Source organism: Sphingobium sp. IP1 (assembly GCF_002708645.1).
Taxonomy (GTDB): domain Bacteria; phylum Pseudomonadota; class Alphaproteobacteria; order Sphingomonadales; family Sphingomonadaceae; genus Sphingobium; species Sphingobium yanoikuyae.
On sequence record NZ_NOIW01000049.1, the window covers coordinates 13,180 to 39,799 of the forward strand.

The window sequence follows — 26,620 nt, forward strand, 5'->3', positions numbered from 1 at the left end:
GGTGGGAGACGCCCGTGCGCCGATTTGTATCCCCGCGCAATGGCAGCCCCATGACCTTTTGTCCCAGTCCGTGCCTCTTGAATAGGGGGCGGCATGGGCGCATGGACCGGGCATGACACGTTCTTCCCCGACCGCGTTCAGCGCGGCTCCGCGTCCCGTTGCCATTGCCCGCTGGCTGCTCATCGTGGCGGCGCTGGTCTTCTGCATGGTGGTGGTGGGCGGCATCACGCGCCTCACCGAATCCGGCCTGTCGATCACCCAGTGGAAGCCGATCACCGGCGCGATCCCGCCCTTGACCCACGACCAGTGGATGGAGGCGTTTCGCGACTATCAGCAGATCCCCGAATATAAGGAGATCAACAAGGGCATGAGCCTGGCCGCCTTCCAGTTCATCTTCTTCTGGGAATGGCTGCACCGGCTGCTCGGCCGCCTGATCGGCGTCGCCTTTGCCCTGCCTTTGATCTGGTTCGCGGCGCGGCGGGCGATCCCGGCCGGCTATGGCTGGCGGCTGGTCGCGCTGCTGGCGCTGGGCGGGTTGCAGGGGGCGATCGGCTGGTGGATGGTGAAGTCGGGCCTGTCGGTGCGCACCGATGTCAGCCATTATCGGCTGGCGGTGCATCTGCTGACCGCGCTCTTCATCATTGGCGGGCTGATCTGGACTGCGCTCGACCTGCTGGCGCTGGCGCGCAATCCCTATGCCCGGCCCGCCGCATTACAGCCCTTTGCACTGGCGACCCTGCTGGTGCTGCTGGTCCAGCTGATGTTCGGCGCCTTCACCGCCGGCCTCGACGCCGGCTATGTCTCCAGCACCTGGCCGCTGATGAACGACCATCTGGTGCCCGAAGGCATCCAATGGCTCGGTTCGCTCTGGGCGACCGTCTGCAGCGATCCCTATCTGGTCCATTTCATCCATCGCTGGTGGGCCTGGGTTGCGGCGGGGATGCTGATCATCCTGGCGCGCAAGGCCAAGGCGGCGGGCCATCGCGGCGCGTCGATCGCGATCAATGCGGCGGTCGGCACGCAGGTGCTGCTGGGCATCGCCACCGTCATCAGCGGCATCGCCCTGCCGCTGGCCGTGCTGCACCAGGCGGTCGGCGCGCTGGTGGTGGCCTCGGCCGCCTGGGGTGCCCATGCCGTGGGATCGCGCCGGGCATGAGCCCTGAAGGGAACGAGTTGGCGCTGGTCTACAGCCTGTTCGGATCGGTCGAGCAGGCGCGTGCCGTCGCCCGCACGCTGGTCGAGGAGAGGCTGGCCGCCTGCGCCAATATCCTTGGTCCCTGCACCTCCATCTATGAATGGCAGGGCAAGGTGGAGGAAGGCGCCGAAGTCCCGGTCCTGTTCAAGACCCGCGCCGACCGGCGCGACGCGCTGATGGCGCGGATCGCGCAGCTGCACGATTATGATGTGCCGGCGATCCTGGCGCTGCCGGTCGATGCCGCCCATCCGCCCTTCGCCACCTGGGTCGCGGAGCAACTGGCATGAAGCGGGTGATCGCCTTCCTGTCCCTGGCGTTCGCGTCGCCGGCACTGGCCGCCCCGGTCGCGATCGGCTTCGCGCCGCCGACCGGGCAGGATCTGCTCTATCGCATCGAACAGCATCGGCCGGTCGACGGGCACGACAGCCTGTTTCGGGCTGATCGGATATTGCGTTTCGAAAAGGCAGGGGACGGCTATATCCTGCATGTCACGCTGCGCAGTCTGGACAGCGATGCGCCCGGTGCGGGGGCCGATGCCTATCGCGCTGCCCTGTCGCCGTTGATCGGGGTGGAGCATCGCTTCCGCCTCGATGTCCATGGCAAGATTGTCGGCCTCGACAATGTCGATGATGTCCGGGCGACGATGGAAAAGGCGCTCAATGCCATGATCGCCAAGGCGCCGGAGGGCAGTGCGGGGCAGCGCACGGCGAAGAATGTCCTGATCCTGCTGGATGGTCTCACGCCCGAGGGACGGCTGGCGCTGCTGTCGGGCGAGGTGCAGCCGTTGCTGCTGTTCGTTGACAGCGAAGTTGACGATGCCAGGCCGCGTGGCGTGCGCACCATGGCTGGCCCGCCGCTGGGCCGCGCCGTCGCGGTGGAGGGCGAGTCCACCGTTGCCGCCCATGACGGCAACCGCCTGACCTTGCAGGAGGATCTGCAGGGGGAGGGCGCCCATGTCGCGATGCGCTATATCGTGTCGGCGCAGACGGGACTGGTCGATGCGCAGGAGCGCAGGCTGACCCTGGGCGCCCAGACGCTGACCGAAAAGCGGAGCCTGACCGCCGCCAGCGAGTGAGTGGTATTATTTTACCCGTCGTGAAAGCCGCCGAATCTCTTGACTTGTCGGCCCCCAAACGTCATTAGCGCCCATCTTCCGGCGACCCTAGGGTAGCTGGTTCACTGTTCATTCTTGGAGAATTGGCACCATGAAGGCGCTGATGAAGACCACCAAGCCGGCAACCCCGGCAACGGTCGAAAAGAAGTGGATCCTGATCGACGCCGAAGGGCTGGTCGTGGGTCGTCTCGCTTCGACTGTGGCGAATATCCTGCGCGGCAAGCACAAGCCGAGCTTCACCCCCCATGTCGATTGCGGTGACAATGTCATCATCATCAACGCGGGCAAGGTCAAGTTCACCGGCCGCAAGCTGACCGACAAGGTTTACTACAAGCACACCGGTTATGCCGGCGGCATCAAGGAAACCACCCCCCAGAAGATCCTGGAAGGTCGTTTCCCCGAGCGCGTCCTGGAAAAGGCCGTCGAGCGTATGATCCCCCGTGGTCCGCTGGGCCGCCAGCAGATGCGCAACCTGCGCATCTTCGCCGGCACCGAGCATCCGCATGAAGCCCAGAACCCCGAAGTGCTCGACTTCGCGTCGCGCAACCGCAAGAACAAGGTGGGTGCATAATGTCCGATAACCGTCAGTCCCTGTCCGACCTCGCGTCGCTGGCCACTGCCGCTCCTGCCGCTGCCCCGGCCGCCGTCGAAGGCGAAGCGCCCGTCGCTGCCGCGCCGGTCCAGCCCTCGGCTCCGCTGCGCGCCCAGGAAATCGACGGCCTCGGCCGCGCCTATGCCACCGGCCGCCGCAAGGACGCCGTGGCCCGCGTGTGGGTGAAGCCCGGCACCGGCAAGATCACGGTCAACGGTCGCGATCAGGAAGTCTATTTCGCTCGCCCGACCCTGCGTCTGGTCATCAACCAGCCCTTCGGCGTCACCGACCGTGAAGGTCAGTATGACGTGATCGCCACCGTCAAGGGCGGCGGTCTGTCGGGCCAGGCCGGTGCGGTCAAGCACGGCATCGCCCAGGCTCTGTCGAAGTATGAGCCGGCGCTGCGCAGCGCGGTCAAGGCCGAAGGCTTCCTGACCCGCGACAGCCGCGTCGTCGAGCGTAAGAAGTACGGCAAGGCCAAGGCCCGCCGCAGCTTCCAGTTCTCGAAGCGCTAATCCGCTTCGCGACTGCCGCGAATTTCGAGAAGGGGCCGGTTTTCCGGCCCCTTTTTCTTTGCGCGTGATGCTTCCCCTTGAGCGCTTCGTCGCGATGCCATAGCCTTCGGTCAAACGGGGCTTAGTGCAAAAGGATGTTCGGGGGGAAATGAGACATTTTGGGTGGTTGGCGGCTTCGGCGGCCATGACGGTTGTGGCGCCTGCCTTTGCCGGAGAGGTGCCGCTGTATCAGCCGGCCCCCGGCTGGATCGACAAGGCGGCGATGCCCAAGCTCGCGGCCGATGGCGATCCGCCCTCGATGATGATCCTCGACAGCCAGCAGCGGGTCGAGAAGGGCCAGTTGTGGAACTATGCCGACATCGCCACCCGCGCCGGTTCGGCCGAGGCGCTGACGCAGTTGTCGTCGCTGACGCTGCCCTGGGCGCCGGACAAGGGCGACCTCATCATCCATGAACTGTCGATCCTGCGCGGCGATCAGGTGATCGATGCGCTCGCCAGCGGCAAGAAATTCACCGTGCTGCGCCGTGAGCAGGGGCTGGAAGCGCTGCAGATCAGCGGCATCCTGACCGCGACCATGGCGGTCGAGGGGGTGCAGGTGGGCGATGTGGTGCGGCTGCGCTATTCGACCACCAGCAAGGATGATGCGCTGGGCGGCCATGTCCAGAATGTCTCGGCCCTGCCGGCCGCGCCGCTGCGGCTGGGCTATGGCCGGGTCCGCCTGCTCTGGGATGATGCGGACGCGCCGCGCTGGAAGCTGCTGGCGAGCGGCGTCGATGCCAAGCCGGTCAAGAAGGGTGGCCTTACCGAGCTGAGCTTTGCCGTGCCGCTGGCCAAGCAGCCGGAAATGCCGGCCGACGCGCCGACCCGCTTCACCCATCCGCCGCTGTTCGAACTGTCGACCTTCGCCAGTTGGGCCGATGTGTCGAAGACGATGGCGCCGCTCTATGCGACCGATGGGCTGATCGCCGATGGATCGCCCCTGGCGGGCGAACTGGCCAAGCTCAAGGCGCTGCCGGGATCGCCCAAGGAAAAGGCGGCGGCGGCGCTGCAACTGGTGCAGGACCATGTCCGCTATCTGATGGTCGGCATGAATGGTGGCAATTATGTCCCGCAGAAGCCGGCCGAGACCTGGACGCTGCGCTATGGCGACTGCAAGGCGAAGACGCTGCTGCTGCTGTCGCTGCTGCGCGGGCTGGGGATCGAGGCGGAGCCGGTGCTGGCCAGTTCGACCCTGGGCGATTCCGTGCCGGAACGGCTGCCCACGGCCGCGGCGTTCGACCATGTGCTGGTGCGTGCGGTGATCGATGGCCAGTCCTACTGGCTCGACGGCACGGGCCTGGGATCGCGGCTGGAGGATATCGGCGATACGCCGCGCTTCGGATCGGTGCTGCCGGTGCGGACCGCCGGCGCGGAACTGATGCCGATCCAGACCCATGCCAATGCCCGGCCGACGATCGACGTCAGTGTCGAGGCGGACGAGAGTGGGCATGAGAAGCTGCCGACCGTGTTCGATGCCAAGGCGGTGCTGCGGGGGCAGATCGCCACCATGATCAGCACTGGCCTTGGCCAGATGGATGCCAAGCGGCGCGACGAGATGGTGCAGGGCTTCTTCAGCGAGCAGGTCGGCACCGCCCAATATAGCCAGGTCGGCGTCACCACCGATGCGGCGTCGGCCACCGTCACCTTCACCGCCCATGGCGTCACCAGTTCGCCCTGGAAGCTGAGCGACCGGCGCTATCGCCGCGACGCCAGCAAGCTGATCGACGAGATCAGCTTCGCGCCGGACCGGGCACGCCCCGCCTGGCTGGCGATCCCGGTGGCGACGAGCGCGCCGATCGGCATCCGCTATCATCTGCGCCTGCGCCTGCCCCAGGGCGGCAAGGGCTATGTGATGGAAGGCGAGCAGGGCCTCAGCAAGACGGTGGCCGGCTATGACCTGCGCCGGACCGTGCAGCTGAAGGACGGCGTGCTGGATGTCGAGGAGCGGACCGACGCCACCGGCGTCGAGATTGCGGCCGACCGCCTGCCTGACGAGCGCGATGCGCTGGCTACGGTGCAGGCCATGTCGCCGCATGTGATCGGCCCGGCCAAGCCGACCTATTTGTGGGATTACAGCCCGGCGACCATCGCCGCCTGGCCGCAGTCCAAGGCGGTCGAGGCGACCTTTGCCAAGGCGATCGCCGCCGATGCGGAGGATGCGACCGGCTATTCCAGCCGCAGCAATTTCCGCTGGGGCATTGGCGATTACAAGAATGCGCTGGCCGACCTGGACAAGGCCATCGGTATCAAGCCCGATGTCGACCTCTATCTGCAGCGCGCCTATCGCCGGTTCCAGACCGGCGACGTGACCGGCGCGCTGGCCGATGGCCGGATGGCGCGCCAGCTTGATCCGGCGTCGGGCGCGGCGGTCGGCACGGTCGCGACCTATCTGGCGGAAAGCGGCAAGCTGGACGATGCACTGGGCATGGTCGACGCAAAGATCGCGATCGGTGGCGAGGCGCGCGACGGCTATCGCAGCTTCAAGGCGACGCTGCTCGGCACCTATGGCGATCCGGCCAAGGCGATCGAGATCATCGATGCGCAACTGGCGGAAAAGCCGGGCATGACCGGGCTGTTCAACGAGCGTTGCTGGGTCAAGGGATCGCGCAATGTCGAGCTGGAGAGTGCGATGCAGGATTGCACCAAGGCGGTGGAGCTGAGTTCGGGCAGCATGGCCGCGCTCGACAGCCGGGCGATGCTGTGGTTCCGTATGGGCCGGTTCGACGATGCGCTGCGCGACCTGGACGTGGTCGTCGCGCAGGAGCCGGGCAAGGAGCCGAGCCGCTACATGCGCGGCATCGTGCTGCACCGGCTGGGCCGGGCGAGCGAGGGTGACGCGGAAATCGCGGTCGCCCGCCGCATCGATCCGCGCATCGACGCCGTCTATGCGCGCTACGGGATCAAGCCCTGATTTTGTCGTGACGCCCGCGTTTCGATGGAAACCTTTCCCCCTGTCCGATGGTTGACAGGGGGAATGCCACTTCCAAGGAGAAACCATATGGGTGAACTGACCGACAAGGTGAAGGCTGCGGGCAACAAGGCCGCCGGTGCCACGAAGGAAGCGATCGGCAAGGCCACGGATAATGAACGCCTGGAAGCCGAAGGCAAGCTGCAGAAGGCGAAGGGTACGGCCCAGGATGTGGCCGGCTCCGTCAAGGGTGCGCTCGGCGACAAGATCTGACGCGCCACCGTCTGCACGAACGAAGAGGCTCCGCCGAAAGGCGGGGCCTTTTTCATTTCTGTCCTATCTGGTTAAGGCCATGCTATAAGAAGGGGCCGCTTTCCGATAGGATCGCGGCCCCGCAAGATTATGTCAGAATGTGCGGGAAATGTGCGAAGTTAAGCCTGATCGGCGAGATAGGCCTTCACGTCGCGGCGCAGTTCGCCGGCGCACAGATAGAGGGCGATGACATTGGGGATCGCCATCAGGAAGAAGCTGCTGTCGACGATGCCGACCACCCGGCCAAGGTCGATCGCGGCGGCCGGCGGCAGGGCGACGACATAGAGGATCTTGTAGACCCATTGGGCGCGGGGCCCGTTGCCGAACAGATAGCCCCAGGCCTGAAGACCATAGAAGCCCCAGGCGACCAGCGTCGAATAGGCGAAGAGGAAGACGACGACGGCGAGCAGCCAGGGGAACCAGGGCGACACCTTGGCAAAGGCGGCGGAGGTGATGGCGATGCCCTCCAGCCCGTTATTCCAGGTGCCGGCCACGACCAGCGCCAGCCCGCCCAGCGCGCAGACGATCATCGTGCCGAGCAGCGGCTCCAGCAGCGCGACAAGCCCTTCGGATACCGGATGGCGGGCGCGGGCCAGGCTGTGCGCCATGACGGCGGACCCGACGCCCGCCTCGCTGGCGAAAACCGCGCGGCGCATGCCCGCGACAAAGGCGCCGATCGCCCCGCCGGTGGCCGCATCGCTGGAAAAGGCGCCGTGCCAGATCAGCGCCAGCGCGCCGGGAATGGCGTCGGCATGGAGGGTCAGGATCGCCGCGACGCCGCCGAGATAGACGGTGACCTTGAGCGGGGTCAGGCGCTTCGACACTTCGCCCAGCCAGGCCGCGCCGCCCATCGTCACCAGCGCGACGGCCGCCGCGATGAACACGCCATAGGCCCAGCCATTGGTCATGCCGGTGACCACCTTCACCTGGGCGAAGCTCTGGTTGACCTGCACCATCGGGATCGCGCCGAACAGGGCGAAGAAGGCATAGGCGCCGCCCAGCACCAGCCCGATCTTCGGCCAGCCGCGCGCCGCGCCGACGGCTTTGAGTACATACATCGGCCCGCCATGGACATGGCCGCGTTCGTCGAAGACGCGATATTTGAGGCCCAGCGTGACCTCCGCCATCTTCACCGTCATCGCGAACCAGCCGATGATGAACATCCACAGGATTGCGCCCGGCCCGCCCATGGTCAGTGCCACCGCGACCCCGGCGATATTGCCAAGGCCAATGGTGCCGGACAGGGCGGTGGAGAGCGCGCCCCACTGGCTGACATCGCCCTTCGCTTCGCCCTCATGCGGCTGGCTGCGCAGGATGCGGATCGCCCGGCCGACCTGGGTGACATTGGGAAAGCCCAGCCAGATGGTGAAGAACAGCATGGGGAGCGCGAGATAGAGCACGATCAGCTCGATCTGCGCGCCGAACAGGGGCACCTTGAAGAAGACCGCGCTGGACAGCGCATCGACGGCGGCATTGAAATTTTCCATGCGCCGGCGATGCCGGGACAGCGGTGGAAAGTCGATCAAAGATTGCTATGGGGGAGGTGAGTTTTACCCATAGCCGCCCTGGGGCAGGATCGCATGAGCAGACAATATTTCGGCACTGACGGTATTCGTGGTCGCACCAACCAGTGGCCGATGACGCCGCAACTGGCGATGAAGGTGGGCATGGCCGCTGGCACCCATTTCCAGCGCGGCACGCATCGCAATCGGGTGGTGATCGGCAAGGATACCCGCCTGTCGGGCTATATGGTCGAAAATGCACTGGTCGCGGGCTTTACCGCCGTCGGCATGGACGTGGTCCAGTTCGGCCCGATTCCGACGCCGGCCGTCGCCATGTTGGCCCATTCGATGCGCGCCGACCTGGGCGTGATGATCTCGGCCAGCCACAATCCCTATTATGACAATGGCATCAAGCTGTTCGGCCCGGATGGCTACAAGCTGTCGGACGAGGATGAGCTGAAGATCGAGGCGCTGCTGAACCAGGACGTGCCGCTGGCCGCGTCCAAGGATATCGGCCGTGCCCGCCGGGTCGAGGACGCGCGTGGCCGCTATATCCATGCGGTGAAGTCGAGCTTTCCCGCCGACCTGCGGCTCGATGGTCTCAAGATCGTGGTCGATTGTGCCAATGGCGCCGCCTATCAGGTCGCACCGTCCGCTTTCTGGGAACTGGGCGCAACCGTGGTCGCGGTCGGCGTCAATCCGAACGGGACCAATATCAATGACGGCTGCGGATCGACCGCGCCGCTGCTGTGCCAGGAAACGGTCGTGTCTTCCGGCGCGGACATCGGCATCGCGCTGGACGGTGACGCCGACCGGCTGATCGTGGTCGATGAAAAGGGCCAGATTGTCGACGGCGATCAGATCATGGCGCTGATCGCATCCAATTTCGCGCGCGCCGGCACGCTGCGCGGTGGCGGACTGGTGGCGACGATCATGTCGAACCTGGGCCTAGAGCGCTTCCTGACCGGGCAGGGCATCGGCCTGGAACGCACCAAGGTCGGCGACCGCTATGTGCTGGAGCGGATGCGCGAAGGCGGCTTCAATGTTGGCGGCGAACAGTCCGGCCACATGATCCTGTCCGACTATGCGACCACCGGCGACGGCACGGTGGCGGCGTTGCAGGTGCTCGCCGCGCTGGTCCGGTCGGGCAAGCCGGCGAGCGAGACGCTGCACCAGTTCGATCCGGTGCCCCAGCTGCTCAAGAATGTCCGCTTTGCCGGTGGCAAGCCGCTGGAGGATGAGACGGTGCAGCGCGTGATCGCCCAGGCAGAGGCGGAACTGAACGGATCGGGCCGGCTGGTCATCCGCCCGTCCGGCACCGAACCGGTGATCCGCGTCATGGCCGAGGGCGACCGCGAGGATCAGGTCAAGGACGTGGTCGAACGCATCTGCGCCGCGGTCGAGAAGGCGGCGGCCTGATGCTTGAAATGCGCCCCGATTGCGAACGCTGCGGCACCGACCTGCCGGCCGATGAGCCCGGCGCGTTCATCTGTTCGTTCGAATGCACCTGGTGCGCGCCCTGTGCCGAGGCGCTGGACGATCGCTGCCCCAATTGTGGCGGGGAACTGATGGCCCGGCCGACCCGAATGGGGAAGGCGCTGGCGAACAACCCCGCCTCCACGGAGCGCAAGTTCAAGGGATGACGCTGCCCCGCATCCTCATCATTGCCGGGTCGGACAGCGGCGGCGGCGCGGGCATCCAGGCGGACATCAAGACCGTGACGATGCTGGGCGGCCATGCCATGACCGCGATCACCGCGATCACCGCGCAGAACACGCTGGGCGTGCAGGGCGTCCACCCGGTGCCGACCGACATGGTGCTGGCACAGATGGACAGCGTGATCAGCGATATCGGCGTCGACGCGGTCAAGATCGGCATGATCGGTTCGGCGCAGACGGCGGCAGCGGTGGCCGAGCGGCTGGCGCTGCTGGAGCATGTGCCGATCGTCTTCGACCCCGTCATGGTCGCGACCAGCGGGTCGCTGTTGGCGGACGAGGCGACGATCGCGGCGTTCGAGCGGCTGATGGCGATCGCCACGCTGGTGACGCCCAATATCCCCGAACTGGCGGCGCTGGGCGGCGAGGAAATCGCGATCCGTTTCGCCACCCATGTGCTGGCCAAGGGTGGCCATGGCGAGGGGCCGATGCTGACCGACCGGCTGATCGGGCCACAGGGCGTGCGCAAGGCGTGGAGCAATGCGCGGATCGACACGCGGCACAGCCATGGCACCGGCTGCACCCTGGCGAGCGCGATCGCGACTGGCCTGGGGCAGGGGCTGGACCTGATCGAGGCGGTCGAACGGGGCCGCAAATATGTGCGCGAGGCACTGGCACTGGCGCCGGGGCTGGGCGCGGGTCATGGCCCGATGGGCAATCCCTTCGGCTTTCACGCCTATGCCTGATTTTGCGCATGAACTGATCCATCATCCCGGCCTGGTCGCCGGGGTGGATGAGGCCGGGCGCGGGCCGCTGGCGGGGCCGGTGGTCGCGGCGGCCGTGATCCTGCGACAGGAGGATTGCCCCGAGGGCCTCAATGATTCCAAGAAGCTGACCGCCAAAAAGCGGGCCGCGCTGGAGGGGGAGATCAAGGCCCGCGCGCTGTGCTGGGGCCTTGGCGTCGCGAGCGTAGCCGAGATCGACGAACTCAATATATTATGGGCGACGATGCTGGCCATGACCCGCGCGGTGGAGGCGCTGGGGCAGGATTGCGCCCATATACTGGTCGATGGCAATCGTTGTCCCAACTGGCGCTGGCCCTCGACTGCGGTGGTGGAGGGCGACGCCAAATGCCTGTCGATCGCTGCCGCATCGATCCTGGCCAAGGAAGAGCGCGACCGGATCATGATCGCGGCGGCCGCCGACCATCCGCATTATGGCTGGGAGAGCAACAAGGGCTATGGCAGTGCCAAGCATATGGCGGCGCTGCATGAGCATGGCCCGACGCCGCTGCACCGGCGCAGTTTTTCGCCGGTGGCGCAACTGCTGCTGATCTGACGATGCTGTCCCGTCGCGGGGCGGGATGGGGATGATTTGAGGGCTGGCGCGGGTGTGGCGCATGCTTAAGAAGGGATTCATGTCCTTCGCCCGTTCCGGCCTTTCCAGCCTGTTCCTGCTTGTCGGCGCGCTGTCGCTGCCGGTGCAGGCGGCTGCGCCGGTCAAGCGCGCGCGATCGGCGGCCAAGGCCGGCGCACTGGCGCCGGGTGGCTATCGCTGGCTGGAGGAGGGGCCGCTCGACGGGCCGATCCATCTGGTCATCAGCATCGATCGACAGATGGCCCATGTCTATAGCGGCGACCGGCTGGTCGGCATGGCGAGCGTGTCGACCGGCATGGCGGGGCACCGCACGCCGACCGGCGACTATCCGATTCTGCAGAAGAATCAGTGGCACCGGTCCAATCTCTACAGCAATGCGCCCATGCCCTTCATGCAGCGGCTGACCTGGGATGGCATCGCGCTGCATGCCGGGCATAATCCGGGCTATCCGGCCAGCCATGGCTGCATCCGCCTGCCCTATGCCTTTGCCCAGAAGCTGTTCGGCATGACCAGCCTGGGCGGGCTGGTGACGGTGACCAGGGATCGGCTGCATCCCTCGCTGACGATCGAGCAGATGGCGGCGGCGGACGCCGTGGTCAAGGTCGCTGCGCCTGCGCCGGCAAAGCCGGTGCTGGATATCGACCCGATCATCTTCGTGCCGCGCGTATCGCGCCGCTGACCGATCAGCGCTGGGCCAGTGCCGAGCGCCGCATCGAATAGCCGAAATAGAGCAGGGCGGCCGCACCAACCCAGACCGCGAACAGCGCATAGGTGTCGGCCGGCAGGCCGAAGATCAGATAGGCGCAGAAGAGCGTGCTGGCGATCGGCAGGACCGGATAGAAGGGCACCTTGTAGCCGCGCGGCAGATCCGGCCGGGTGCGGCGCAGGATGATGACGCCGATCGACACGGTGGCAAAGGCGATCAGCGTGCCCATGCTGGTAAGGTTGACCAGCACGTCCAATGGCACGAAGGCGGCGAGCAGGGCGACGCCGATCGCGACGATCCATGTATTCTGGCGCGGCACATGGCGCACCGGATCGACCCGGCAGAAGAAGGCGGGCAGCAGCCCGTCGCGGCCCATGGCATAGAGGATGCGGGTCTGGCCGTAGATCACCACCAGGGTGACGCTGAAGATCGAGGCGATGGCGCCCAGTGACAGGATCACCGCCGGCCAGCCCGCGCCGGTGAGGTTGTGGAGGATGACGGCCAGGCCCGCTTCCTGCCCGGCAAATTCGGTCCAGGGCTGGGCGCCGATCGCCGCGACCGCGACCAATATATAGGCGGCGGTGACGATCAGCAGCGACAGGATGATCGCGAGCGGCAGGTCGCGACGCGGATTGCGCACTTCCTCGCCTGCGGTCGAGACCGCGTCGATACCGATATAGGAAAAGAAGATGGAGGAGGCGGCAGCGCCGATGCCGACCATGCCCTTGGGCGCGAAGGGGTGGAAATTGGTCGGCTGGAAATGGGCGAGCGCGACCACCACGAACAGCGCCAGCACGGCGAGCTTGGCGATCACCAATATGGCGTTGGCGGTGGTCGATTCCCGCGTGCCGCGCAGCAGCAGGATGAGGCACAGGCCCACCAGCAGCACGGCGGGCAGGTTGACGATGCCGCCTGCGCCGGGCGGCCGGGCGATGATGTCGGGCAGGCGCCAGCCGGTGCTGATCGAGAGAAGCTCATTGAGATATTGCCCCCAACCCACGGCGATGGCGGAGGCGGAGACGCCATATTCCAGCAACAGGCAACTGCCGATCAGGAAGGCGGCGAGTTCGCCCATGGTCGCATAGGCATAGGAATAGGAGGAGCCCGACGCCGGCACGGCCGAGGCCATTTCGGCATAGCAGAGCGCGGTCAGCGCGGCGGTGATGCCGGCGATGACGAAGGACAAAGTGACCGCCGGCCCCGCTTCGGGCACGGCGGTGGTCAGGGCGACGAAGATGCCGGTGCCGATGGTCGCGCCGACGCCCAGCATGGTCAGCTGGAACAGGCCGATATTGCGGGCGAGCGGTTTGCTGTCCGGATCGTCGCCGATGAAGTCGAGCACCGGCTTGCAGCGCAGCAGCGCGATCAGGAGCGGATGGCGGGGCGGTCGGTTCGTCATGCTCCGCCGCTGTCATGCCGGGCGCGGGAAGGCAAATGAATATCGTGTGAGAATGGAGCGGCGCGACCGGCGGGGCGCGCGATTGTCGGCAGGCTGCCGCTGGGCTAGGCATGGGGGTGTTGGCCGCCGACCTGTTCGGCTTGGGATGGATGATCGAGCCTTGATGGATCAGAAGCAATTGCCCGGCGCGCGGAAATGGGCGCGATCCATGCTGATGGTGGCGGCGGCGATGCTGTTGCCGACGATGGCATCGGCGGCGGATGTGCCGAGCGGCGGCACCATATCGGTGTCCATGCGGGAGGATGCGAGCGGACAGGCGGGCGCGGCCGACGCCTTTGTCGATGCGGCCACCCTTGCCCTGTCGGACAAGGGCTTCACCTTGCTGGACGACGGCCATGCCGCGCTGGTCATGGAACTGGTCATCCGCGCGTCCGAGGTCGGGACCGGGACCGGCAAGGTCGAGAAGAGCAATTCCGACCTGATGCCTGGCGGCGTATCCGGCGCGGTGGGATCGAGCCTCTCGCTGGCGGTGCCGTCCGGCAAGACGCGCCATGTCGCGCTGGAACGCACCGAACTGGAGATGCGTCTGCACCGGCGCGGCGACGCGGCCGTGATCTGGAGCGGCAGCGCGGTGACGGTGCGCCCGGCCGACAAGCGGGATAGTGCTGCCACGGCGCTGTGCAACGCGCTGCTGCGTGCTTATCCCGAGCAGCCTGAAACGGTGATCGGCGTCCCCTAGATCTTCGCGATCACCTCTTCGCCGATGCGGGCGGCATTGTCGCACCATTGGGAACGGGTACGGCCCTTGACCGTGACGCCGCAGGCGGTGACGCCCAGTTGCGCATAGGTGCCGATGCGATCGACGATCTGCTGGTTGGACAGATCCTCGCCCGGCTTGTTGACGCCGCCCAGGATCACGTCGGGCAAAGCGCTGCGGCCGACCTGCGCCGCATAGTCGCGCATATAGGCGATGCCGGCTTTCAGATCGTCCTCATTCTCCATCGCGGCGGTGCGGGTGGTGGCGCTGTTGACGCCGCCGCCGGCGGTGAAGAAGGGGTTCCAGCCATCGGCGAGATCGACCACGCGGCGGATGGCGCGCTTGGCATTGCCGCCGACATAGAGGGGCAGGCCCGGCTTTTGCGGCGATCCCGGGATGATGCGATTGCCGAACGCCTGATAGCCGGTGCCTTCGAAGGCGAACTCTTCGCCGCTGGTGGCAGCGCGGATGGCGCGCAGATATTCGTCCATCAGCTCGTTGCGCTGCTCGAAGTCGACGCCGAGCGCGCGATATTCGCCCTTGAGATAGCCCGCACCCACGCTGAGCGTCACCCGGCCGCCGGCGAAGGCGTCGAGCGTGGTGATGTCGCGCGCGACGATGAAGGGATTGCGATAGGGCAGGACGAGGATGCCGGTCTGGAGCCGCAGGGTCGTGGTGTGGGCCGCGAGCAGGGCGAGCATGACGAAGGGCGACTGGGCATGATGGCCACCAGCGTCGAGCCAGCGGCCGGTGGGCACCGGATGGTCGGTGACGAGGCCGGCGTGGAAGCCGGCCTGTTCCACCGTGCGGCCGATTTCCGCGACCGCGGCCATCGTGCCGAACTCGCCGGGCAGGTCGGCATGGTCGAAGGGCAGGGGGACGTTGATCTTCATGCGTCGGACACTCCATGCGGTTCGACCAGCACCCATTGGCGGGCGGCATTGCGGACCCAGCCCGACGAGGCCCAGCTGCCGCCGTCGACCGGCAATATGGTCCCGGTGATGTAGCTGCTCATGGGCGAGGCGAGGAACAGGGCGGCCTGGCCGCATTCGCGGTCGATGCCGGGCCGTTGCAGCGGGATGCGGCGGGCGGTGGCATCGGCCATGGCGGGCGGCACGGGGAACCAGGTCGCTTCGTCGACAGGGCCGGGGGGATTGCCGCGCGTGCCCGGCGTCGTCGTGAAATCGGGCGCGATCGCGTTCACGCGGATGCCATGGTCGGCCAACTCCAGCGCCATGGTCCGGGTGAAATTGTTCATTCCCGCCTTGCACGCGGCATAGACGGCATAGCCCGGCGCAGCGCGCGATCCTTCGATGCTGGAGACGTTGATGATGGTGCCGCCGCGCCCGCCCGCGATGATGTACGGCACGGCGGCCGAGGTGGCGGCGAGCATCGAGACGAGGTTGAGGTCGATATGGCGGCGCCAGCTATTCTGGCTCTGGTCGAGAAAGGGTTTGCGACTGACGCCGCCGGCATTGTTGACGAGGATGTCGATGCGGCCAAAGCGGGCCTGGGCCGCGTCCACCATCGCCGCGACCTGATCGGGCTGGGCCATGTCGGTCGGGATGGCGAGGCAGGCGCGGCCATGCTCCGCAACGCGCGCCGCGACTTCCGCGCCGCGTTCGGGGAGGATGTCGGCAATGACGATATCCGCGCCGGATTTTGCCAAGGCGAGCGCGATGGCGCGGCCGATGCCCGCGCCGCCGCCGGTGACGATGGCGACCTGATCGGTGATGCGGCACTGGTCTGGCGCCATGGCGCGATCCTCTTCCCCTTTTGGCCGTCAGTTCGCGGCCAAGGGGGAAGGGGAGTCAATCGCGTGCCCGGTCATATCGACCGGGCGATGGCGCTTATTGGGCGGTCCAGCCGCCGTCGATCGAGAGATTGGCGCCGGTGATCTGGGCGGCGGCGTCGCTGCAGAGATAGAGGGCCGTGGCGGCGACCTGTTCGGCGGTGACGAACTGCTTGGTCGGCTGGCCGGCGAGCAGCACGTCGTTCATCACCTGCTCGCGGGTCATGTTCCGCGCCTTCATCGTGTCGGGAATCTGGTTTTCCACGAGCGGAGTCCAGACATAGCCGGGCGAGATGCAGTTGGCGGTGATGCCGAAGGTGGCGACTTCCAGTGCGACCGTCTTGGTGAAGCCGTTGAGGCCATGCTTGGCGGTCACATAGGCGCTCTTGAAGGGCGAGGCGACCAGCGAGTGGGCCGAGGCGGTCTGGATGATCCGGCCCCACTTCTTGTCCTTCATGTAGGGAATGGCGAGGCGGGTGGTGTGGAAGGCGGCGTTGAGGTTGAGCGCGATGATGAGATCCCATTTGTCGAGCGGGAATTCCTCGACCGGGGCGACATGCTGCATGCCGGCATTGTTGATGAGGATGTCGATGCCGCCGAACGCATCGGCCGCTTCCTGCATCATCGCCTCGATCTGGTCGACCTTGGTCAGGTCATGGCCGCTGTAGAGCGCCTTGGCGCCCGAGAGGGCTTCAAGGCCGAGCCGTTCCTTCTCGATTCCGTCCGCATCGCCGAAGCCGTTGATCACGACATTGGCGCCTTCGCCGGCCAGCGCCTTGGCATAGGCAAGCCCGATGCCCGAGGTGGAACCGGTGATCAGGGCGGTCTTGCCAGCGAGGGACTTGCTCATGCCATTTTCTCCTTGAGATGATCCGGCGCGTCGAGATCGAAGGTCGCGCTCTTTCCGTCGAGAATGTTGCGGGCGATGAGATCGCCCTTGTGCATCACTTCTTCCACCGCCTCGCGACCCTGGCTCCAATGGTCAAGCATGGTCGCGCGGGAAAATTCGAAATCCTTGGCGCCGCTTTCCCAGGCGCGGGTGCGGTAGATGAGGTGGACGATGTTGACCGATCCGCCATCGAGCATGTCGCGCAGCTTCTGCGCCTCCGGCCCGTCCTGCAGTTCGGGCGGCAGCTTGTCGAGCAGCGCCTTGATCGCGCCATGCTCGCGGCGCAGGCGCAGATACTGGTCGGTCACCTGCCGGGTGCGGCTGCTATACTGGATGTCCTTCATGCGCGAATAGACATCGGTCATCTGCCGCGGCATCGGCCCTTCGGCCGGGAAGAGATCGACCTGGAAGACGAGCATGTCGTCGGTCTGGTGGTTGAGGACATGGGCGAGCGGGGTGTTGGAGACGATGCCGCCATCCCAATACCAGCGCCCATCGATCTCGACCGGGGGCAGGCCCGGCGGCAGCGCGCCTGAGGCCATGATGTGGCGCGCGTCGATGCGGGTGTTGCCGCCCGGTCCGCGCGTGTCCCAATAAGCGAAGTTGCCGCTTTCGACATCGACCGCACCGACCGACAGGCGGACCGGGCCGTCATTGAGCAGATCCCAGTCGACGCAGGCGTCGAGCGTGTCCTTCAAGGGCGCGCTGTCATAGAAGCTGATCGCGCCGGCCGATCCTTCGGGCATCAGCGGCGCGGGCCACAGGCGCGGGCGGAACATGCCGGGCACGCCCAGGGTCGCGACCGTGCCCGCGGCCATCAGATGGGCGGCTTCGCGGATATGGTCGATTTCCGGCAGGATCATGTTGGGCATGCCGCCCGAGACGGTCAGCCAGAATTTCTTGAGCTGGCTCAGGCGCCGGTGCGGTGGATTGCCGGCGATGATCGCGGCATTGACCGCGCCGATCGAAATGCCCGCGACCCAGCTGACATCCACGCCAAGCTCGTCGAGCCGCTGATAGACGCCGGCCTGGAAGGAGCCGAGCGCGCCGCCCCCCTGCAACAGCAATGCGACTTCGCGGGGGAGGGGGAGGGGCGTGGTGGCGCGGCGGCGCGGTCGGGATTCGGTGTCGGCCATGTCGCACTGCAATATAGGTTTTGGTCCGGCCATTCCAACTTAATGTCTCGTAACAAAGTCCTTCCCGTCGATGGAACGTGCATCGGCAGCGGATGGTTTGCAGCCAGCCGGTTATGCAGTAGGCACAGGAACAGGATGCGAGGGAGGCCAGGGTGCGGCTCGACGACGAACAGGAAAGCAGCAATTTCGAGGTGCAGGACGGACGCGGCGGCGGTTTCGGCGGCGGCGGCGGGATGGGTGGCCTGGGATTGCTGCTGCCGCTGATCGGCAGTCGCTTCGGCTGTGGTGGCATCGTCGTGGTGCTGATCATCCTGGCGGTGATGGGCGTCAATCCGCTGAGCCTGATGAGCGGCGGTGGCGGCGTGCAGCAGGCGCCGCAGAGCGAGCCGGCGGGCAGCCAGGACGCAAGCAAGCTGACCGAGATCCAGCACTGGTCGCTGAAGGTTCTGGGATCGACCGAGCGGGTCTGGGGCCAGATCTTCAAGGAATCGGGGCAGACCTATACGCCCACGGTCCTGTCCTTCTATGCGCAGAGCGGCACGTCGGGCTGCGGCGCGGCGCAAAGCGCGATGGGGCCATTTTATTGCCCGAACGACCAGAAGGTCTATCTCGACACCGACTTCTTCACCGAATTGCGCGACCGCTTCGGCGCGCCGGGCGATTTTGCCCAGGCCTATGTGATCGCGCATGAGGTGGGCCATCATGTCCAGGATCTGGAAGGCACGCTGGGCCAGGTGAACCAGCAGCAGCGCCGCGTCAGCGAGGCGCAGGGCAATGCGTTGCAGGTGAAGGTGGAGCTGCAGGCCGACTGCTATGCCGGCGTCTGGGCCAAGCGTACCGGCTTGATGGAGCCGGGCGATCTGGAAGAGGGGATGAAGGCGGCGCAGTCGATCGGCGACGATACGCTGCAGAAGTCGGCCGGGCGCCGCCCGGTGCCGGAAAGCTTCACCCATGGCACCAGCGAGCAGCGCATGAGCTGGCTGCGCAAGGGGCTGGATAGCGGCGATCCGGCCCAGTGCGACACGTTCAAAGGGGCGCTGTAGCTGCGATCAATGTTCGGCGTTGGGGGAACCCGGCGGGGGCGAGCCCGTCGACCCCGGACTGACGGACGCGGCCGTGTCCAGCGGCGGCATGATGCTCGGCTGGCCGGCATCGGCCATCGGCTCCCCCGAGGACGGGACGGCAAAGTCCTGCGGCGCACTGGGGGCGACGGGTGGAGGTGGCGGCGCGACCGGCGTGGCGACCGGCTGTTCTTCGCTAGGCTGGGGAAGCGGCTGGTGATGCGGCGCGAAATTCTGCAGCGCCAGGACGATCATCGGTGCGACCACCAGCGTGCCGCCGGCAAAGACCTTGTACATCATCGATTGACCCGCATTCCCGCCTAAAAATGGAAAGAGATTCGGGCCTTAGCGGCAAGACATGAAAAAATGTCTGCGCTTTATTGGTTAATGCTGATCAAGCTTTGCCAACAGAGCCAGCATGTCGTCCGGCAGAGTGTCGCGCTGCGCGGAGAAGCTGGACCGCAGCGCCTTGCCCACGCCCTCATAGGGCAGGGGCAGGGAAACATTGACGACGCGACCGCCGCCGCTGTCCTGTCCCGGTGCCGACCGGCCAAGAGGTTTGCGCTGCATTTCCATGAGAGACAGAACGGCCATGTAAGCCAAAAGTTTCTGGATTTCGTCGCATTCGGACGCGATATCGCCGTCAACAAGGAGACGGAAGCGTGACGGACTGGATCGACCTGGAAGCGCGGATACGCGCGCATTCGCCTTTTCTGGCGCGGCAGATGGACCGCTATCCGGCCGTCGTCGCGCTGCTGGCGGCGGGCGATTTCGACGCGGCGATGGCGGCGGCGCAGGCGCAGGGCATGCCGGAGGATGGCGTGGCCAAATCGCTGCGGCGGCGGCGCGGGGCGATCGCGCTGGTGACGGCGGCGGCGGACCTGGCCGGGGCCTGGGACATGGACCGGGTGACGCGCACCCTGTCCGACTTTGCCGACCAGGCGCTGGCGGAGGCGCTGGCGGCGACCTTTGCCGAACGTTACCCCGATGCCGTGCCACAGGGTTTCGTCGTGCTGGCGTTGGGCAAGCATGGCAGCCGGGAACTCAATTATTCGTCGGATATCGACCCGATCCTGCTCTATGATCCCACCACCCTGCCGCATGGCGAGCGGGAGGATGTGGCCGACGCAGCAGTGCGGCTCGGCCGGCGGGTCAGCGAAATACTGAACGCGCGCGATGGCGACGGCTATGTCTTTCGCGTCGACCTGCGGCTGCGGCCGTCGCCCGAAGCGACGCCGATCGCGCTGCCGGTGGAGGCGGCGATCGGCTATTATGAATCGACCGCGATGGGTTGGGAACAGGCGGCCTTCATCCGCGCCCGGCCGGCGGCGGGCGACATGGCGCTGGGCGATTATTTCCTGCGCCAGATCCGGCCGTTCGTGTGGCGACGCAGCCTGGATTTCGGTGCGATCGACGCGATCACTGACATCAGCCGGCGCATCCGCGATCATTATGCGCAGGGGCAGGCGTTCGGGCCGGGCTATGACCTGAAGCGCGGGCGGGGCGGCATTCGCGAGGTGGAGTTTTTCGCCCAGGTCCATCAACTGATCCATGGCGGGCGCGACCCGTCATTGCGGTCGGGTCATACGCGCACGGCGCTGCGTGCGCTGGCGGCGGCGGGGGTGATCGAGGCGGAGGTGGCCGCGCGGTTGGACGAGGCCTATGTCCTGTTCCGCACGATCGAGCATCGCTTGCAGATGGTCGAGGATCGCCAGACCCATGAATTGCCCAAGAACCCGGACTCGCTGGACAATGTCGCGCGCTTGCATGGCCTGGCGGACGCGGCGGCGCTGCTCGACCTGCTGTGGCCGCATGTCGAGTGGGTGGGCGCCAATTATGATCGCCTGACCGCCGCGCCCGACGATGGCAGCCTGTCGCATGACGAGGACAGGTTGAAGGCGCAGCTCAAGGAGATGGGTTTTGCCGATGCCGACTGGGCGGCGGCGCGGGTCGCCCATTGGCGTGACGGAACGATCCGCTCGCTGCGCAGCGGCGCGTCGCGCGAGGCGCTGGAGCGGCTGTTGCCGGTGCTGATGCCCGCGATCGCCACCGCGCCCGATCCGGGCCGGGCGCTCAACCGGCTGGACGACATGATCGGCCGGCTGCCGAGCGCGATCAATTTCTTCAAGCTGCTGGGCGCGCGGCCGGGGCTGGTCGAATTGCTGGCCGAGATATTGAGCCATGCACCGGCGCTGGCCGATGTGCTGAGCCGCCGGGTCGAGCTGCTCGAAGGGCTGATCGATGCCTCAGCCTTTGACCCCGTGCCGCCGGTCGATGTCCTGGCGCAGCAATTTTCCGCGCTGGAGGCGGGCGAGGATTATCAGGCGCTGCTCGACCGGGTGCGGCAGCGGGTGAATGATCGCCGCTTTGCGCTGGGCGTGCAGATCGTACGGGGCGGCGATCCGCTGGAGGCCGGGCGCGGCTATGGCCGGGTGGCGGAGGCGGCGATCGAGGCGCTGGCGGGCGCCACCGTGGCCGAGTTCGAGAGCGCCCATGGCAAGGTGCCGGGTGGCGAGATGGTGATCCTGGCGCTGGGGCGGATGGGCGGCGGGGTGCTGACCCATGCGTCGGATCTGGACCTGGTTTACCTCTTCACCGGCGATTTCCTGACGGAATCGGATGGGGCGCGGCCACTGGGCGCGACCCAATATTTCAACCGCCTGGGCCAGCGGATCACCAATGCGCTGTCGGTGTCGACGGCGGCGGGGCCGCTTTATGAGGTGGATACGCGGCTGCGGCCGTCGGGCGCGCAGGGGCTGCTGGCGGTCAGTCTCGACAGCTTCGCCAAATATCAGCGCGAGGAAGCCTGGACCTGGGAGCATCTGGCGCTGACGCGGGCGCGGCCGGTATTTGGATCGGCGCAGGCGCGTAGCGCGCTGGAGGCGATCCTGACCGAGACGCTGCAACGGCCGCGCGATTTCGACGAACTGGCGCGGCAGGCGGTGAAGATGCGCGGCGACATTGCCCGGCACAAGCCGCCGGCAAGCGAGCTGGACGTCAAGCTGGTGCCCGGCGGGCTCGTCGACATCGAGTTCCTGATCCACATCAGCCAGTTCCATTATCGCATGGGGTTCGACCCGGATCTGGGCCAGGCGCTGGCCGAGTTGGTGGCGGCCGGCCATCTGCCCGCCGAGCTGATCCCGGCCCAGGAGCTGATCACCCGCTTCCTGATCGTGTCGCGGCTGGTGTCGCCCAAGTCGACCGAGCCGCCGGAGGCGACCCGGCCGCTGGTGGCGCGGGCCTGTGGCGCGGCCGATTGGGACGCGCTGCTTGAAAGCTATGCCAAGGCCCGGCAAAGCGTCGGCGACGCATGGCGCGCGTTGGCCGCGTCCTATCAGGAGGATCAACATGCTTGAACAGGGAGCGATGCTACCCGACGTGGCGCTGACGGATGCGGATGGCGCGGATTTCAGCCTGGCGCGCTATCGCGGCAAGCCGGTGGTGGTCTATTTCTATCCCAAGGCAGATACGCCCGGCTGCACCAGCGAGGCGAAGGATTTCACCGAACTGGCGAGCGAATTTGCGGCGCTGGGCGTGGCGGTGGTTGGCGTGTCGAAGGACAAGCCGGCCAAGCTCAAGAAGTTCGGCGACAAATATGGGCTGGCGGTGACGCTGGCGTCGGACGAGCCGGGCACGGCCTGCGAGGCGTTCGGCACCTGGGTCGAAAAGTCGCTTTATGGCCGCCAATATATGGGGATCGCGCGGGCGACCTTCCTGGCGGACGGCGACGGCAAGGTCGTGCGGGTCTGGCCCAAGGTGAAGGTCAAGGGCCATGCCGCCGAAGTGCTGGAGGCGGCGAAGGCGCTTTGACCCTGCCACCTGCTATCGATTCCGTGGGCGCGGGGTGCGCCCATGTGCTCCAAATCGCCGACCCGACCGCCAAGCTGATGGCGGCGCGGGCGGTGGCGCGAGCCTGGCGGCTGGGCCGGCTGGCGCATCGGTTCGACGCGGTGATGCCCGATCGGCCGGCCCGGCCCGATACGCCCGAACTGCTGCCGCCGGGGCAAATGCCCAGGCGCAGCAAGATGGGCACGGATCGCGGGCGGATCGCGATGCTGCACGCGCTGGCGCATATCGAGTTCGTCGCGATCGACCTGGCGTTCGACCTGATCGGGCGCTTCGGCGGCGAATTTCCGGCGGGCTTCACCGACGAATGGATGCGGGTCGGCGCGGACGAGGCGATGCATTTCGCGCTGCTCGACCGACGGTTGCGGCAGCTGGGCAGCCATTATGGCGCGTTGCCCGCGCATGACGGGCTGTGGCAGGCGGCGAGCGAGACGGCGGGTGATGCGCTGGCGCGGCTGGCCGTGGTGCCGATGGTGCTGGAGGCCCGCGCGCTGGACATCACGCCGTCCACGATCGCGCGGTTCGAGGGGGTGGGCGACCATATATCCGCAAAGATGTTGCAGCGGATTATGACGGATGAGATTCGCCATGTGTCGGCGGGGACGACATGGTTCAACCAGGCGACGAACCGATTGGGGCTAGACCCCGTCAAACATTACCAAATCCTTGTGAAACGCCATTTTCGGGGAAGCGTTAAGCCACCGTTCAACGACTCGGCGCGTCGGCAGGCCGGTTTGACGCGGGATTTCTACGACGCGCTTGCAAGCTGAGCGGCGATTTGCAGTCTGCATCCAGCGGGGGCGATCTAGGTCGCCATTTTATTGAACATGGGGAACCCACGAGAGGCAAAAGCCTTCGCGGGCATAAGTCGGGGTCGGCATGTTGATTCTTCGTACTGTGAATGCGCTTGGTGCGCGTTGGTTCCAATCGGCCAGCAAGACGGCCAAGATTTTCGGGATGGTCGGCATGGTAGGCGTGATGTGCGCCGCAGCCCCGGCCAACGCCAAGGATGAAGATGATCCATATGGCGACGCCTCGGAAATCAACACCAGCGCGCTCGGCCCGGCCGATGTCGGCTTCTCCAACATCTTTTCCAGCCTGCAGCGCATGGACGGCAACGCCAAGACCGCGGCCTATATCCCCTCGGGCCGCCCGGTCGAGAAGCTGTCGCTGACCTCGAACTTCGGCGTGCGTTCCGACCCGTTCAACCGCAGCGCCCGCATGCACAAGGGCATTGATATTCCAGGGCCCATCGGCACCCCGATCCACGCGACCGCCGACGGCATCATCAGCCGCGCCGGCTGGGCCAGCGGTTATGGCAACCTGGTCCAGATCTCGCACGGCAATGGCATGGAAACCCGCTACGGCCATATGTCGAAGCTGCTGGTTGCGCCCAACTCCTATGTCCATCGCGGCCAGGTGATCGGCCTGATGGGGTCGACCGGCCGTTCGACCGGCAGCCACCTCCATTATGAAGTCCGCGTCGATGGCGCGGCGATCAACCCGATCCCGTTCGTCGCCGGTCCCGATTATCTGATCGCGATGAACACCAAGCCGCCGGTCGCCATGGGCGGCCCGACCAAGGCGGACGAAAAGGCCGTCGACTGATCGACCGCTTTTGATCCCGACTTTTCCAAAGCCCCGGTGCCCATGGGTTGCCGGGGCTTTTGCTTGATCCTATCTAGGCGCCATGGCCGATATTGACCTCACCCCCTCCGCTGCCGCGCGCGTCGCGGCGATCGCCGCCAAGCAGGGCAAGCCCGCCATATTGCGGCTGGCCGTGGAAGGCGGCGGCTGTTCGGGCTTTCAATATCGCTTTGGTCTGGCCGAGCAGGTGGAGGCCGAGGATCTGGCGGTGGAGCGCGATGGCGTGACGCTGGTGGTAGACGATGTCAGCCTGGACCTGGTGCGCGGCTCCGCGGTCGATTTCGTGTCGGACCTGGGCGGCGCGGCGTTCAAGGTGACCAATCCCAACGCGACCGCCGGTTGCGGCTGCGGCACCAGCTTCTCGGTCTGATCGGCGCATTGGCTTGTAGACGCAGCCCACTTCTCTAAAGGGAAGTGGACAGCGAAAGAGACAGGTCCATTATGCGTATCGCCACCTTCAACATCAACGGCATCAAGGCGCGGCTGCCGCGCCTGCTGGAATGGCTGGACGAGACCCGGCCCGACATTGCCTGCCTGCAGGAAATCAAGACGTCCGACGAGACCTTTCCGGTCAAGGATATCGAGGATGCCGGCTATGGCGTGATCTGGCATGGGCAGAAGGGCTTTAACGGCGTGGCCATCCTGGCGCGCGGCGACCAGCCGGTGGAGGTGCGCCGGGGGCTGGACGGCGAGCCCGAGGACGAGCAGAGCCGCTATCTGGAAGCCGATGTGAAGGGGGTGCGGGTCGCCAGCATCTACCTGCCCAACGGCAATCCCCAGCCGGGGCCGAAATTCGATTACAAGCTGCGCTGGATGAAGCGGCTGCGGGAACGGGCGGCGGAAATCTGGGCGGAGGAAGTACCCGCCATCCTGGCTGGCGACTATAATGTCATCCCGCGCGACGTGGACATCTATTCGCCCAAGGCGATGGCGGACGATGCGCTGATGCAGCCCGAAAGCCGGGAGGCCTATCGCCGGCTGCTGGGCGATGGCTGGACCGATTCGATCCTGACCCGCCATCCGGCCGGTGGGGTGTGGACCTATTGGGACTATCAGGCCGGTGCCTGGCCGCGCGACGCGGGCTTCCGCATCGACCATCTGCTGCTGAGCCCGGCGGCGGCCGACCGGCTGGTCGACGCCCAGGTCGACAAGGCGTTTCGCGGCCGGGAAAAGGCGAGCGATCATGCGCCGACCTGGGTCGAGCTGCGCGATATCTGAATTTAATCCGGATATTATTGACTATATTATATCCGGGTAATAAATACCGTGCCGAAGGAGATTCGGCATGGACCGCACATTGACGGCCTTTTCGGGCGACTATTGGATCGCGACCGGCGACGAGGACGAGGTGCGCGCGGCGCTGCGTGCCATGGGGGATGACGCGCAGAATATCCTGCTGTTCGACGATCGCACCGGACGGCAGGTGGATATCGACCTGCAGGTCGATGCGGCGCCGCGGGGGCGGGGGCGACCCAAGATGGGGGTGCAGGCGCGCGAGATCACCCTGCTGCCGCGCCATTGGGACTGGCTGGCGGCGCAGCCGCGCGGCGCCTCCGCCACGTTGCGGCAACTGGTGGAGGATGCGGTGAAGGCGAGCGCGGACAAGCCATCGCCCCGCGCGGCGATGGACGCGGCCTATCATTTCCTGACCGCGATGGCGGGCGATCGGCCCGGCTATGAAGCGGCGATCCGCGCGCTTTATGCCAAGGACAAGGCGGCGTTCGAGGCGGCGGCGGAAGGCTGGCCCGGCGCGATCCGGGCGCATGGTCTGGCGCTGGCGGAGCCGGCCTTTTCCGCCTAGCCTGCGCATCGCAATGATCGGAGAGGCTGGATGGCGGACGATTTCCTTCAGGGCATAGTGCATGAGGCGGCCGATGACATGCAGGCGGCGATCCGGGCTGACGCCGGCATCTTCGCGCTGTGGCAGGGGCTGACGCCGCTTGGCCGCAACGAGTTCATCTGCTGGGTCGAGGATGCCAAGCAGGCCGCGACCCGCGCGCGGCGCATTGCACGCACTGTCGAGGAATTGCAGGAGGGCAAGAAGCGCCCTTGCTGCTGGGCCGGCTGCATCCACCGCACCGACAAGGCGCCGAGCCGCTGGCAGCAGGCGGTGCTGATCGAGGGCAAGGGGAAGCGGGGCTAGGCCGGCGTGGACAGGTCCAACGCTCACCGAAGGGC

General features: G+C 66.5%; 30 protein-coding genes. 22 read left to right on the forward strand and 8 right to left on the reverse strand.

Going from position 1 to position 26,620, the window contains the following annotated elements:
• Nucleotides 1-112: 112 nt before the first annotated feature.
• The 7 genes from CG471_RS16870 (at nt 113) to CG471_RS16900 (ending at nt 6,636) form a co-directional block, all read left to right on the forward strand.
• Nucleotides 113-1,156, forward strand: a complete 1,044-nt coding sequence (locus CG471_RS16870) for a COX15/CtaA family protein (protein ID WP_099232590.1) — start codon at nt 113-115, stop codon at nt 1,154-1,156.
• Entirely contained in the window at nt 1,153-1,482 is a 330-nt protein-coding gene (gene cutA / locus CG471_RS16875; RefSeq protein ID WP_099232591.1) for a divalent-cation tolerance protein CutA, read from the forward strand. The genes CG471_RS16870 and cutA overlap by 4 nt, the downstream gene beginning before the upstream one ends.
• Complete coding sequence (locus tag CG471_RS16880) at nt 1,479-2,270, forward strand: hypothetical protein (RefSeq protein WP_099232592.1); 792 nt, start codon at nt 1,479-1,481, stop codon at nt 2,268-2,270. The genes cutA and CG471_RS16880 overlap by 4 nt, the downstream gene beginning before the upstream one ends.
• 130 nt (nt 2,271-2,400) lie before the next feature.
• Nucleotides 2,401-2,880 carry a 50S ribosomal protein L13 gene (gene rplM / locus CG471_RS16885; protein WP_004210974.1) on the forward strand — a complete coding sequence of 160 codons (480 nt, stop codon included), beginning with the start codon at nt 2,401-2,403 and terminating at the stop codon, nt 2,878-2,880.
• Nucleotides 2,880-3,416: a 30S ribosomal protein S9 gene (gene rpsI, locus CG471_RS16890; RefSeq protein ID WP_004210975.1), complete on the forward strand. Its 537-nt coding sequence runs from the start codon at nt 2,880-2,882 to the stop codon at nt 3,414-3,416. The genes rplM and rpsI overlap by 1 nt, the downstream gene beginning before the upstream one ends.
• Nucleotides 3,417-3,600: 184 nt before the next feature.
• The gene (locus CG471_RS16895) at nt 3,601-6,366 is read left to right on the forward strand and encodes a DUF3857 domain-containing protein (RefSeq protein ID WP_099232593.1); all 2,766 of its coding nucleotides are present in this window, start codon (nt 3,601-3,603) and stop codon (nt 6,364-6,366) included.
• An 87-nt stretch (nt 6,367-6,453) separates the two neighbouring features.
• Nucleotides 6,454-6,636: a CsbD family protein gene (locus CG471_RS16900; RefSeq protein WP_004210977.1), complete on the forward strand. Its 183-nt coding sequence runs from the start codon at nt 6,454-6,456 to the stop codon at nt 6,634-6,636.
• A gap of 158 nt (nt 6,637-6,794) precedes the next feature.
• Here the strand turns inward: CG471_RS16900 and CG471_RS16905 are convergent, their stop codons facing one another.
• Nucleotides 6,795-8,162 (reverse strand): sodium:alanine symporter family protein, encoded by a 1,368-nt coding sequence (locus CG471_RS16905; RefSeq protein WP_099232594.1) that lies wholly within the window; start codon nt 8,160-8,162, stop codon nt 6,795-6,797.
• A 93-nt stretch (nt 8,163-8,255) separates the two neighbouring features.
• On the opposite strand from CG471_RS16905, the gene glmM reads away from it, so the two are divergent.
• The 5 genes from glmM (at nt 8,256) to CG471_RS16930 (ending at nt 11,888) form a co-directional block, all read left to right on the forward strand.
• A complete protein-coding gene (gene glmM, locus CG471_RS16910) occupies nt 8,256-9,596 on the forward strand; it encodes a phosphoglucosamine mutase (protein ID WP_099232595.1) in 1,341 nt (446 codons plus the stop codon).
• A complete protein-coding gene (locus CG471_RS16915) occupies nt 9,596-9,820 on the forward strand; it encodes a DUF1272 domain-containing protein (RefSeq protein WP_099232596.1) in 225 nt (74 codons plus the stop codon). The genes glmM and CG471_RS16915 overlap by 1 nt, the downstream gene beginning before the upstream one ends.
• Nucleotides 9,817-10,578: a bifunctional hydroxymethylpyrimidine kinase/phosphomethylpyrimidine kinase gene (gene thiD / locus CG471_RS16920; RefSeq protein WP_099232597.1), complete on the forward strand. Its 762-nt coding sequence runs from the start codon at nt 9,817-9,819 to the stop codon at nt 10,576-10,578. Before CG471_RS16915 ends, thiD begins: the two co-directional genes overlap by 4 nt.
• Nucleotides 10,571-11,170 carry a ribonuclease HII gene (locus CG471_RS16925; RefSeq protein ID WP_099232598.1) on the forward strand — a complete coding sequence of 200 codons (600 nt, stop codon included), beginning with the start codon at nt 10,571-10,573 and terminating at the stop codon, nt 11,168-11,170. The genes thiD and CG471_RS16925 overlap by 8 nt, the downstream gene beginning before the upstream one ends.
• 79 nt (nt 11,171-11,249) lie before the next feature.
• Nucleotides 11,250-11,888: a L,D-transpeptidase family protein gene (locus CG471_RS16930; RefSeq protein ID WP_099232612.1), complete on the forward strand. Its 639-nt coding sequence runs from the start codon at nt 11,250-11,252 to the stop codon at nt 11,886-11,888.
• A gap of 4 nt (nt 11,889-11,892) precedes the next feature.
• On the opposite strand, the gene CG471_RS16935 is transcribed toward CG471_RS16930, so the two are convergent.
• Nucleotides 11,893-13,314: an APC family permease gene (locus CG471_RS16935; RefSeq protein ID WP_099232599.1), complete on the reverse strand. Its 1,422-nt coding sequence runs from the start codon at nt 13,312-13,314 to the stop codon at nt 11,893-11,895.
• Nucleotides 13,315-13,477: 163 nt separating this feature from the next.
• Between CG471_RS16935 and CG471_RS16940 the strand changes: the two genes are divergently transcribed.
• Nucleotides 13,478-14,053, forward strand: a complete 576-nt coding sequence (locus CG471_RS16940; protein ID WP_099232613.1) for a hypothetical protein — start codon at nt 13,478-13,480, stop codon at nt 14,051-14,053.
• Here the strand turns inward: CG471_RS16940 and CG471_RS16945 are convergent.
• The 4 genes from CG471_RS16945 to CG471_RS16960 form a co-directional block, all read right to left on the reverse strand.
• Nucleotides 14,050-14,964 (reverse strand): LLM class F420-dependent oxidoreductase, encoded by a 915-nt coding sequence (locus tag CG471_RS16945; protein WP_099232600.1) that lies wholly within the window; start codon nt 14,962-14,964, stop codon nt 14,050-14,052. The genes CG471_RS16940 and CG471_RS16945 overlap by 4 nt on opposite strands.
• On the reverse strand, nt 14,961-15,827 hold the full coding sequence (locus tag CG471_RS16950; RefSeq protein WP_099232601.1) for an SDR family NAD(P)-dependent oxidoreductase: 867 nt from the start codon (nt 15,825-15,827) through the stop codon (nt 14,961-14,963). Before CG471_RS16950 ends, CG471_RS16945 begins: the two co-directional genes overlap by 4 nt.
• Nucleotides 15,828-15,921: 94 nt before the next feature.
• The gene (locus tag CG471_RS16955; RefSeq protein WP_099232602.1) at nt 15,922-16,713 is read right to left on the reverse strand and encodes a 3-hydroxybutyrate dehydrogenase; all 792 of its coding nucleotides are present in this window, start codon (nt 16,711-16,713) and stop codon (nt 15,922-15,924) included.
• Entirely contained in the window at nt 16,710-17,888 is a 1,179-nt protein-coding gene (locus CG471_RS16960) for a patatin-like phospholipase family protein (RefSeq protein WP_069337711.1), read from the reverse strand. Before CG471_RS16960 ends, CG471_RS16955 begins: the two co-directional genes overlap by 4 nt.
• A gap of 152 nt (nt 17,889-18,040) precedes the next feature.
• Between CG471_RS16960 and CG471_RS16965 the strand changes: the two genes are divergently transcribed.
• Nucleotides 18,041-18,931, forward strand: coding sequence for a neutral zinc metallopeptidase (locus CG471_RS16965; RefSeq protein WP_099232603.1), 891 nt, complete (start codon nt 18,041-18,043; stop codon nt 18,929-18,931).
• A gap of 6 nt (nt 18,932-18,937) precedes the next feature.
• Here the strand turns inward: CG471_RS16965 and CG471_RS16970 are convergent, their stop codons facing one another.
• Both CG471_RS16970 and CG471_RS16975 read right to left on the reverse strand, forming a co-directional pair.
• Nucleotides 18,938-19,249: a hypothetical protein gene (locus tag CG471_RS16970; protein WP_257211583.1), complete on the reverse strand. Its 312-nt coding sequence runs from the start codon at nt 19,247-19,249 to the stop codon at nt 18,938-18,940.
• An 84-nt stretch (nt 19,250-19,333) separates the two neighbouring features.
• Nucleotides 19,334-19,525 (reverse strand): hypothetical protein, encoded by a 192-nt coding sequence (locus tag CG471_RS16975; protein ID WP_099232605.1) that lies wholly within the window; start codon nt 19,523-19,525, stop codon nt 19,334-19,336.
• Between the two features lie 86 nt (nt 19,526-19,611).
• On the opposite strand from CG471_RS16975, the gene CG471_RS16980 reads away from it, so the two are divergent.
• From CG471_RS16980 to CG471_RS17015, 8 genes are all read left to right on the forward strand, one after another.
• The gene (locus CG471_RS16980; protein WP_099232606.1) at nt 19,612-22,305 is read left to right on the forward strand and encodes a bifunctional [glutamine synthetase] adenylyltransferase/[glutamine synthetase]-adenylyl-L-tyrosine phosphorylase; all 2,694 of its coding nucleotides are present in this window, start codon (nt 19,612-19,614) and stop codon (nt 22,303-22,305) included.
• A complete protein-coding gene (gene bcp / locus CG471_RS16985; protein WP_099232607.1) occupies nt 22,298-22,759 on the forward strand; it encodes a thioredoxin-dependent thiol peroxidase in 462 nt (153 codons plus the stop codon). The genes CG471_RS16980 and bcp overlap by 8 nt, the downstream gene beginning before the upstream one ends.
• Entirely contained in the window at nt 22,756-23,565 is an 810-nt protein-coding gene (locus CG471_RS16990; RefSeq protein WP_099232608.1) for a ferritin-like domain-containing protein, read from the forward strand. Before bcp ends, CG471_RS16990 begins: the two co-directional genes overlap by 4 nt.
• 109 nt (nt 23,566-23,674) lie before the next feature.
• Nucleotides 23,675-24,403, forward strand: a complete 729-nt coding sequence (locus CG471_RS16995; RefSeq protein ID WP_004211009.1) for a M23 family metallopeptidase — start codon at nt 23,675-23,677, stop codon at nt 24,401-24,403.
• Nucleotides 24,404-24,485: 82 nt separating this feature from the next.
• Nucleotides 24,486-24,812 carry an iron-sulfur cluster insertion protein ErpA gene (gene erpA, locus CG471_RS17000; RefSeq protein ID WP_004211010.1) on the forward strand — a complete coding sequence of 109 codons (327 nt, stop codon included), beginning with the start codon at nt 24,486-24,488 and terminating at the stop codon, nt 24,810-24,812.
• 71 nt (nt 24,813-24,883) lie between these two features.
• Nucleotides 24,884-25,660 (forward strand): exodeoxyribonuclease III, encoded by a 777-nt coding sequence (gene xth, locus CG471_RS17005; protein ID WP_099232609.1) that lies wholly within the window; start codon nt 24,884-24,886, stop codon nt 25,658-25,660.
• 67 nt (nt 25,661-25,727) lie between these two features.
• Nucleotides 25,728-26,243: a DUF2239 family protein gene (locus CG471_RS17010; protein ID WP_099232610.1), complete on the forward strand. Its 516-nt coding sequence runs from the start codon at nt 25,728-25,730 to the stop codon at nt 26,241-26,243.
• A gap of 30 nt (nt 26,244-26,273) precedes the next feature.
• Nucleotides 26,274-26,585: a YdeI/OmpD-associated family protein gene (locus CG471_RS17015; RefSeq protein ID WP_099232611.1), complete on the forward strand. Its 312-nt coding sequence runs from the start codon at nt 26,274-26,276 to the stop codon at nt 26,583-26,585.
• Nucleotides 26,586-26,620 lie beyond the last annotated feature (35 nt).

Bases quoted from the DNA above. Each gene is read 5' to 3' on its own strand.
- CG471_RS16870 (WP_099232590.1), top strand. From the start codon at position 113: ATGACACGTTCTTCCCCGACCGCGTTCAGCGCGGCTCCGCGTCCCGTT.
- cutA (WP_099232591.1), top strand. From the start codon at position 1,153: ATGAGCCCTGAAGGGAACGAGTTGGCGCTGGTCTACAGCCTGTTCGGA.
- CG471_RS16880 (WP_099232592.1), top strand. From the start codon at position 1,479: ATGAAGCGGGTGATCGCCTTCCTGTCCCTGGCGTTCGCGTCGCCGGCA.
- rplM (WP_004210974.1), top strand. From the start codon at position 2,401: ATGAAGGCGCTGATGAAGACCACCAAGCCGGCAACCCCGGCAACGGTC.
- rpsI (WP_004210975.1), top strand. From the start codon at position 2,880: ATGTCCGATAACCGTCAGTCCCTGTCCGACCTCGCGTCGCTGGCCACT.
- CG471_RS16895 (WP_099232593.1), top strand. From the start codon at position 3,601: ATGACGGTTGTGGCGCCTGCCTTTGCCGGAGAGGTGCCGCTGTATCAG.
- CG471_RS16900 (WP_004210977.1), top strand. From the start codon at position 6,454: ATGGGTGAACTGACCGACAAGGTGAAGGCTGCGGGCAACAAGGCCGCC.
- CG471_RS16905 (WP_099232594.1), bottom strand. From the start codon at position 8,162: ATGGAAAATTTCAATGCCGCCGTCGATGCGCTGTCCAGCGCGGTCTTC.
- glmM (WP_099232595.1), top strand. From the start codon at position 8,256: ATGAGCAGACAATATTTCGGCACTGACGGTATTCGTGGTCGCACCAAC.
- CG471_RS16915 (WP_099232596.1), top strand. From the start codon at position 9,596: ATGCTTGAAATGCGCCCCGATTGCGAACGCTGCGGCACCGACCTGCCG.
- thiD (WP_099232597.1), top strand. From the start codon at position 9,817: ATGACGCTGCCCCGCATCCTCATCATTGCCGGGTCGGACAGCGGCGGC.
- CG471_RS16925 (WP_099232598.1), top strand. From the start codon at position 10,571: ATGCCTGATTTTGCGCATGAACTGATCCATCATCCCGGCCTGGTCGCC.
- CG471_RS16930 (WP_099232612.1), top strand. From the start codon at position 11,250: ATGTCCTTCGCCCGTTCCGGCCTTTCCAGCCTGTTCCTGCTTGTCGGC.
- CG471_RS16935 (WP_099232599.1), bottom strand. From the start codon at position 13,314: ATGACGAACCGACCGCCCCGCCATCCGCTCCTGATCGCGCTGCTGCGC.
- CG471_RS16940 (WP_099232613.1), top strand. From the start codon at position 13,478: ATGGATCAGAAGCAATTGCCCGGCGCGCGGAAATGGGCGCGATCCATG.
- CG471_RS16945 (WP_099232600.1), bottom strand. From the start codon at position 14,964: ATGAAGATCAACGTCCCCCTGCCCTTCGACCATGCCGACCTGCCCGGC.
- CG471_RS16950 (WP_099232601.1), bottom strand. From the start codon at position 15,827: ATGGCGCCAGACCAGTGCCGCATCACCGATCAGGTCGCCATCGTCACC.
- CG471_RS16955 (WP_099232602.1), bottom strand. From the start codon at position 16,713: ATGAGCAAGTCCCTCGCTGGCAAGACCGCCCTGATCACCGGTTCCACC.
- CG471_RS16960 (WP_069337711.1), bottom strand. From the start codon at position 17,888: ATGGCCGACACCGAATCCCGACCGCGCCGCCGCGCCACCACGCCCCTC.
- CG471_RS16970 (WP_257211583.1), bottom strand. From the start codon at position 19,249: ATGATGTACAAGGTCTTTGCCGGCGGCACGCTGGTGGTCGCACCGATG.
- CG471_RS16975 (WP_099232605.1), bottom strand. From the start codon at position 19,525: ATGGAAATGCAGCGCAAACCTCTTGGCCGGTCGGCACCGGGACAGGAC.
- bcp (WP_099232607.1), top strand. From the start codon at position 22,298: ATGCTTGAACAGGGAGCGATGCTACCCGACGTGGCGCTGACGGATGCG.
- CG471_RS16995 (WP_004211009.1), top strand. From the start codon at position 23,675: ATGTTGATTCTTCGTACTGTGAATGCGCTTGGTGCGCGTTGGTTCCAA.
- erpA (WP_004211010.1), top strand. From the start codon at position 24,486: ATGGCCGATATTGACCTCACCCCCTCCGCTGCCGCGCGCGTCGCGGCG.
- xth (WP_099232609.1), top strand. From the start codon at position 24,884: ATGCGTATCGCCACCTTCAACATCAACGGCATCAAGGCGCGGCTGCCG.
- CG471_RS17010 (WP_099232610.1), top strand. From the start codon at position 25,728: ATGGACCGCACATTGACGGCCTTTTCGGGCGACTATTGGATCGCGACC.
- CG471_RS17015 (WP_099232611.1), top strand. From the start codon at position 26,274: ATGGCGGACGATTTCCTTCAGGGCATAGTGCATGAGGCGGCCGATGAC.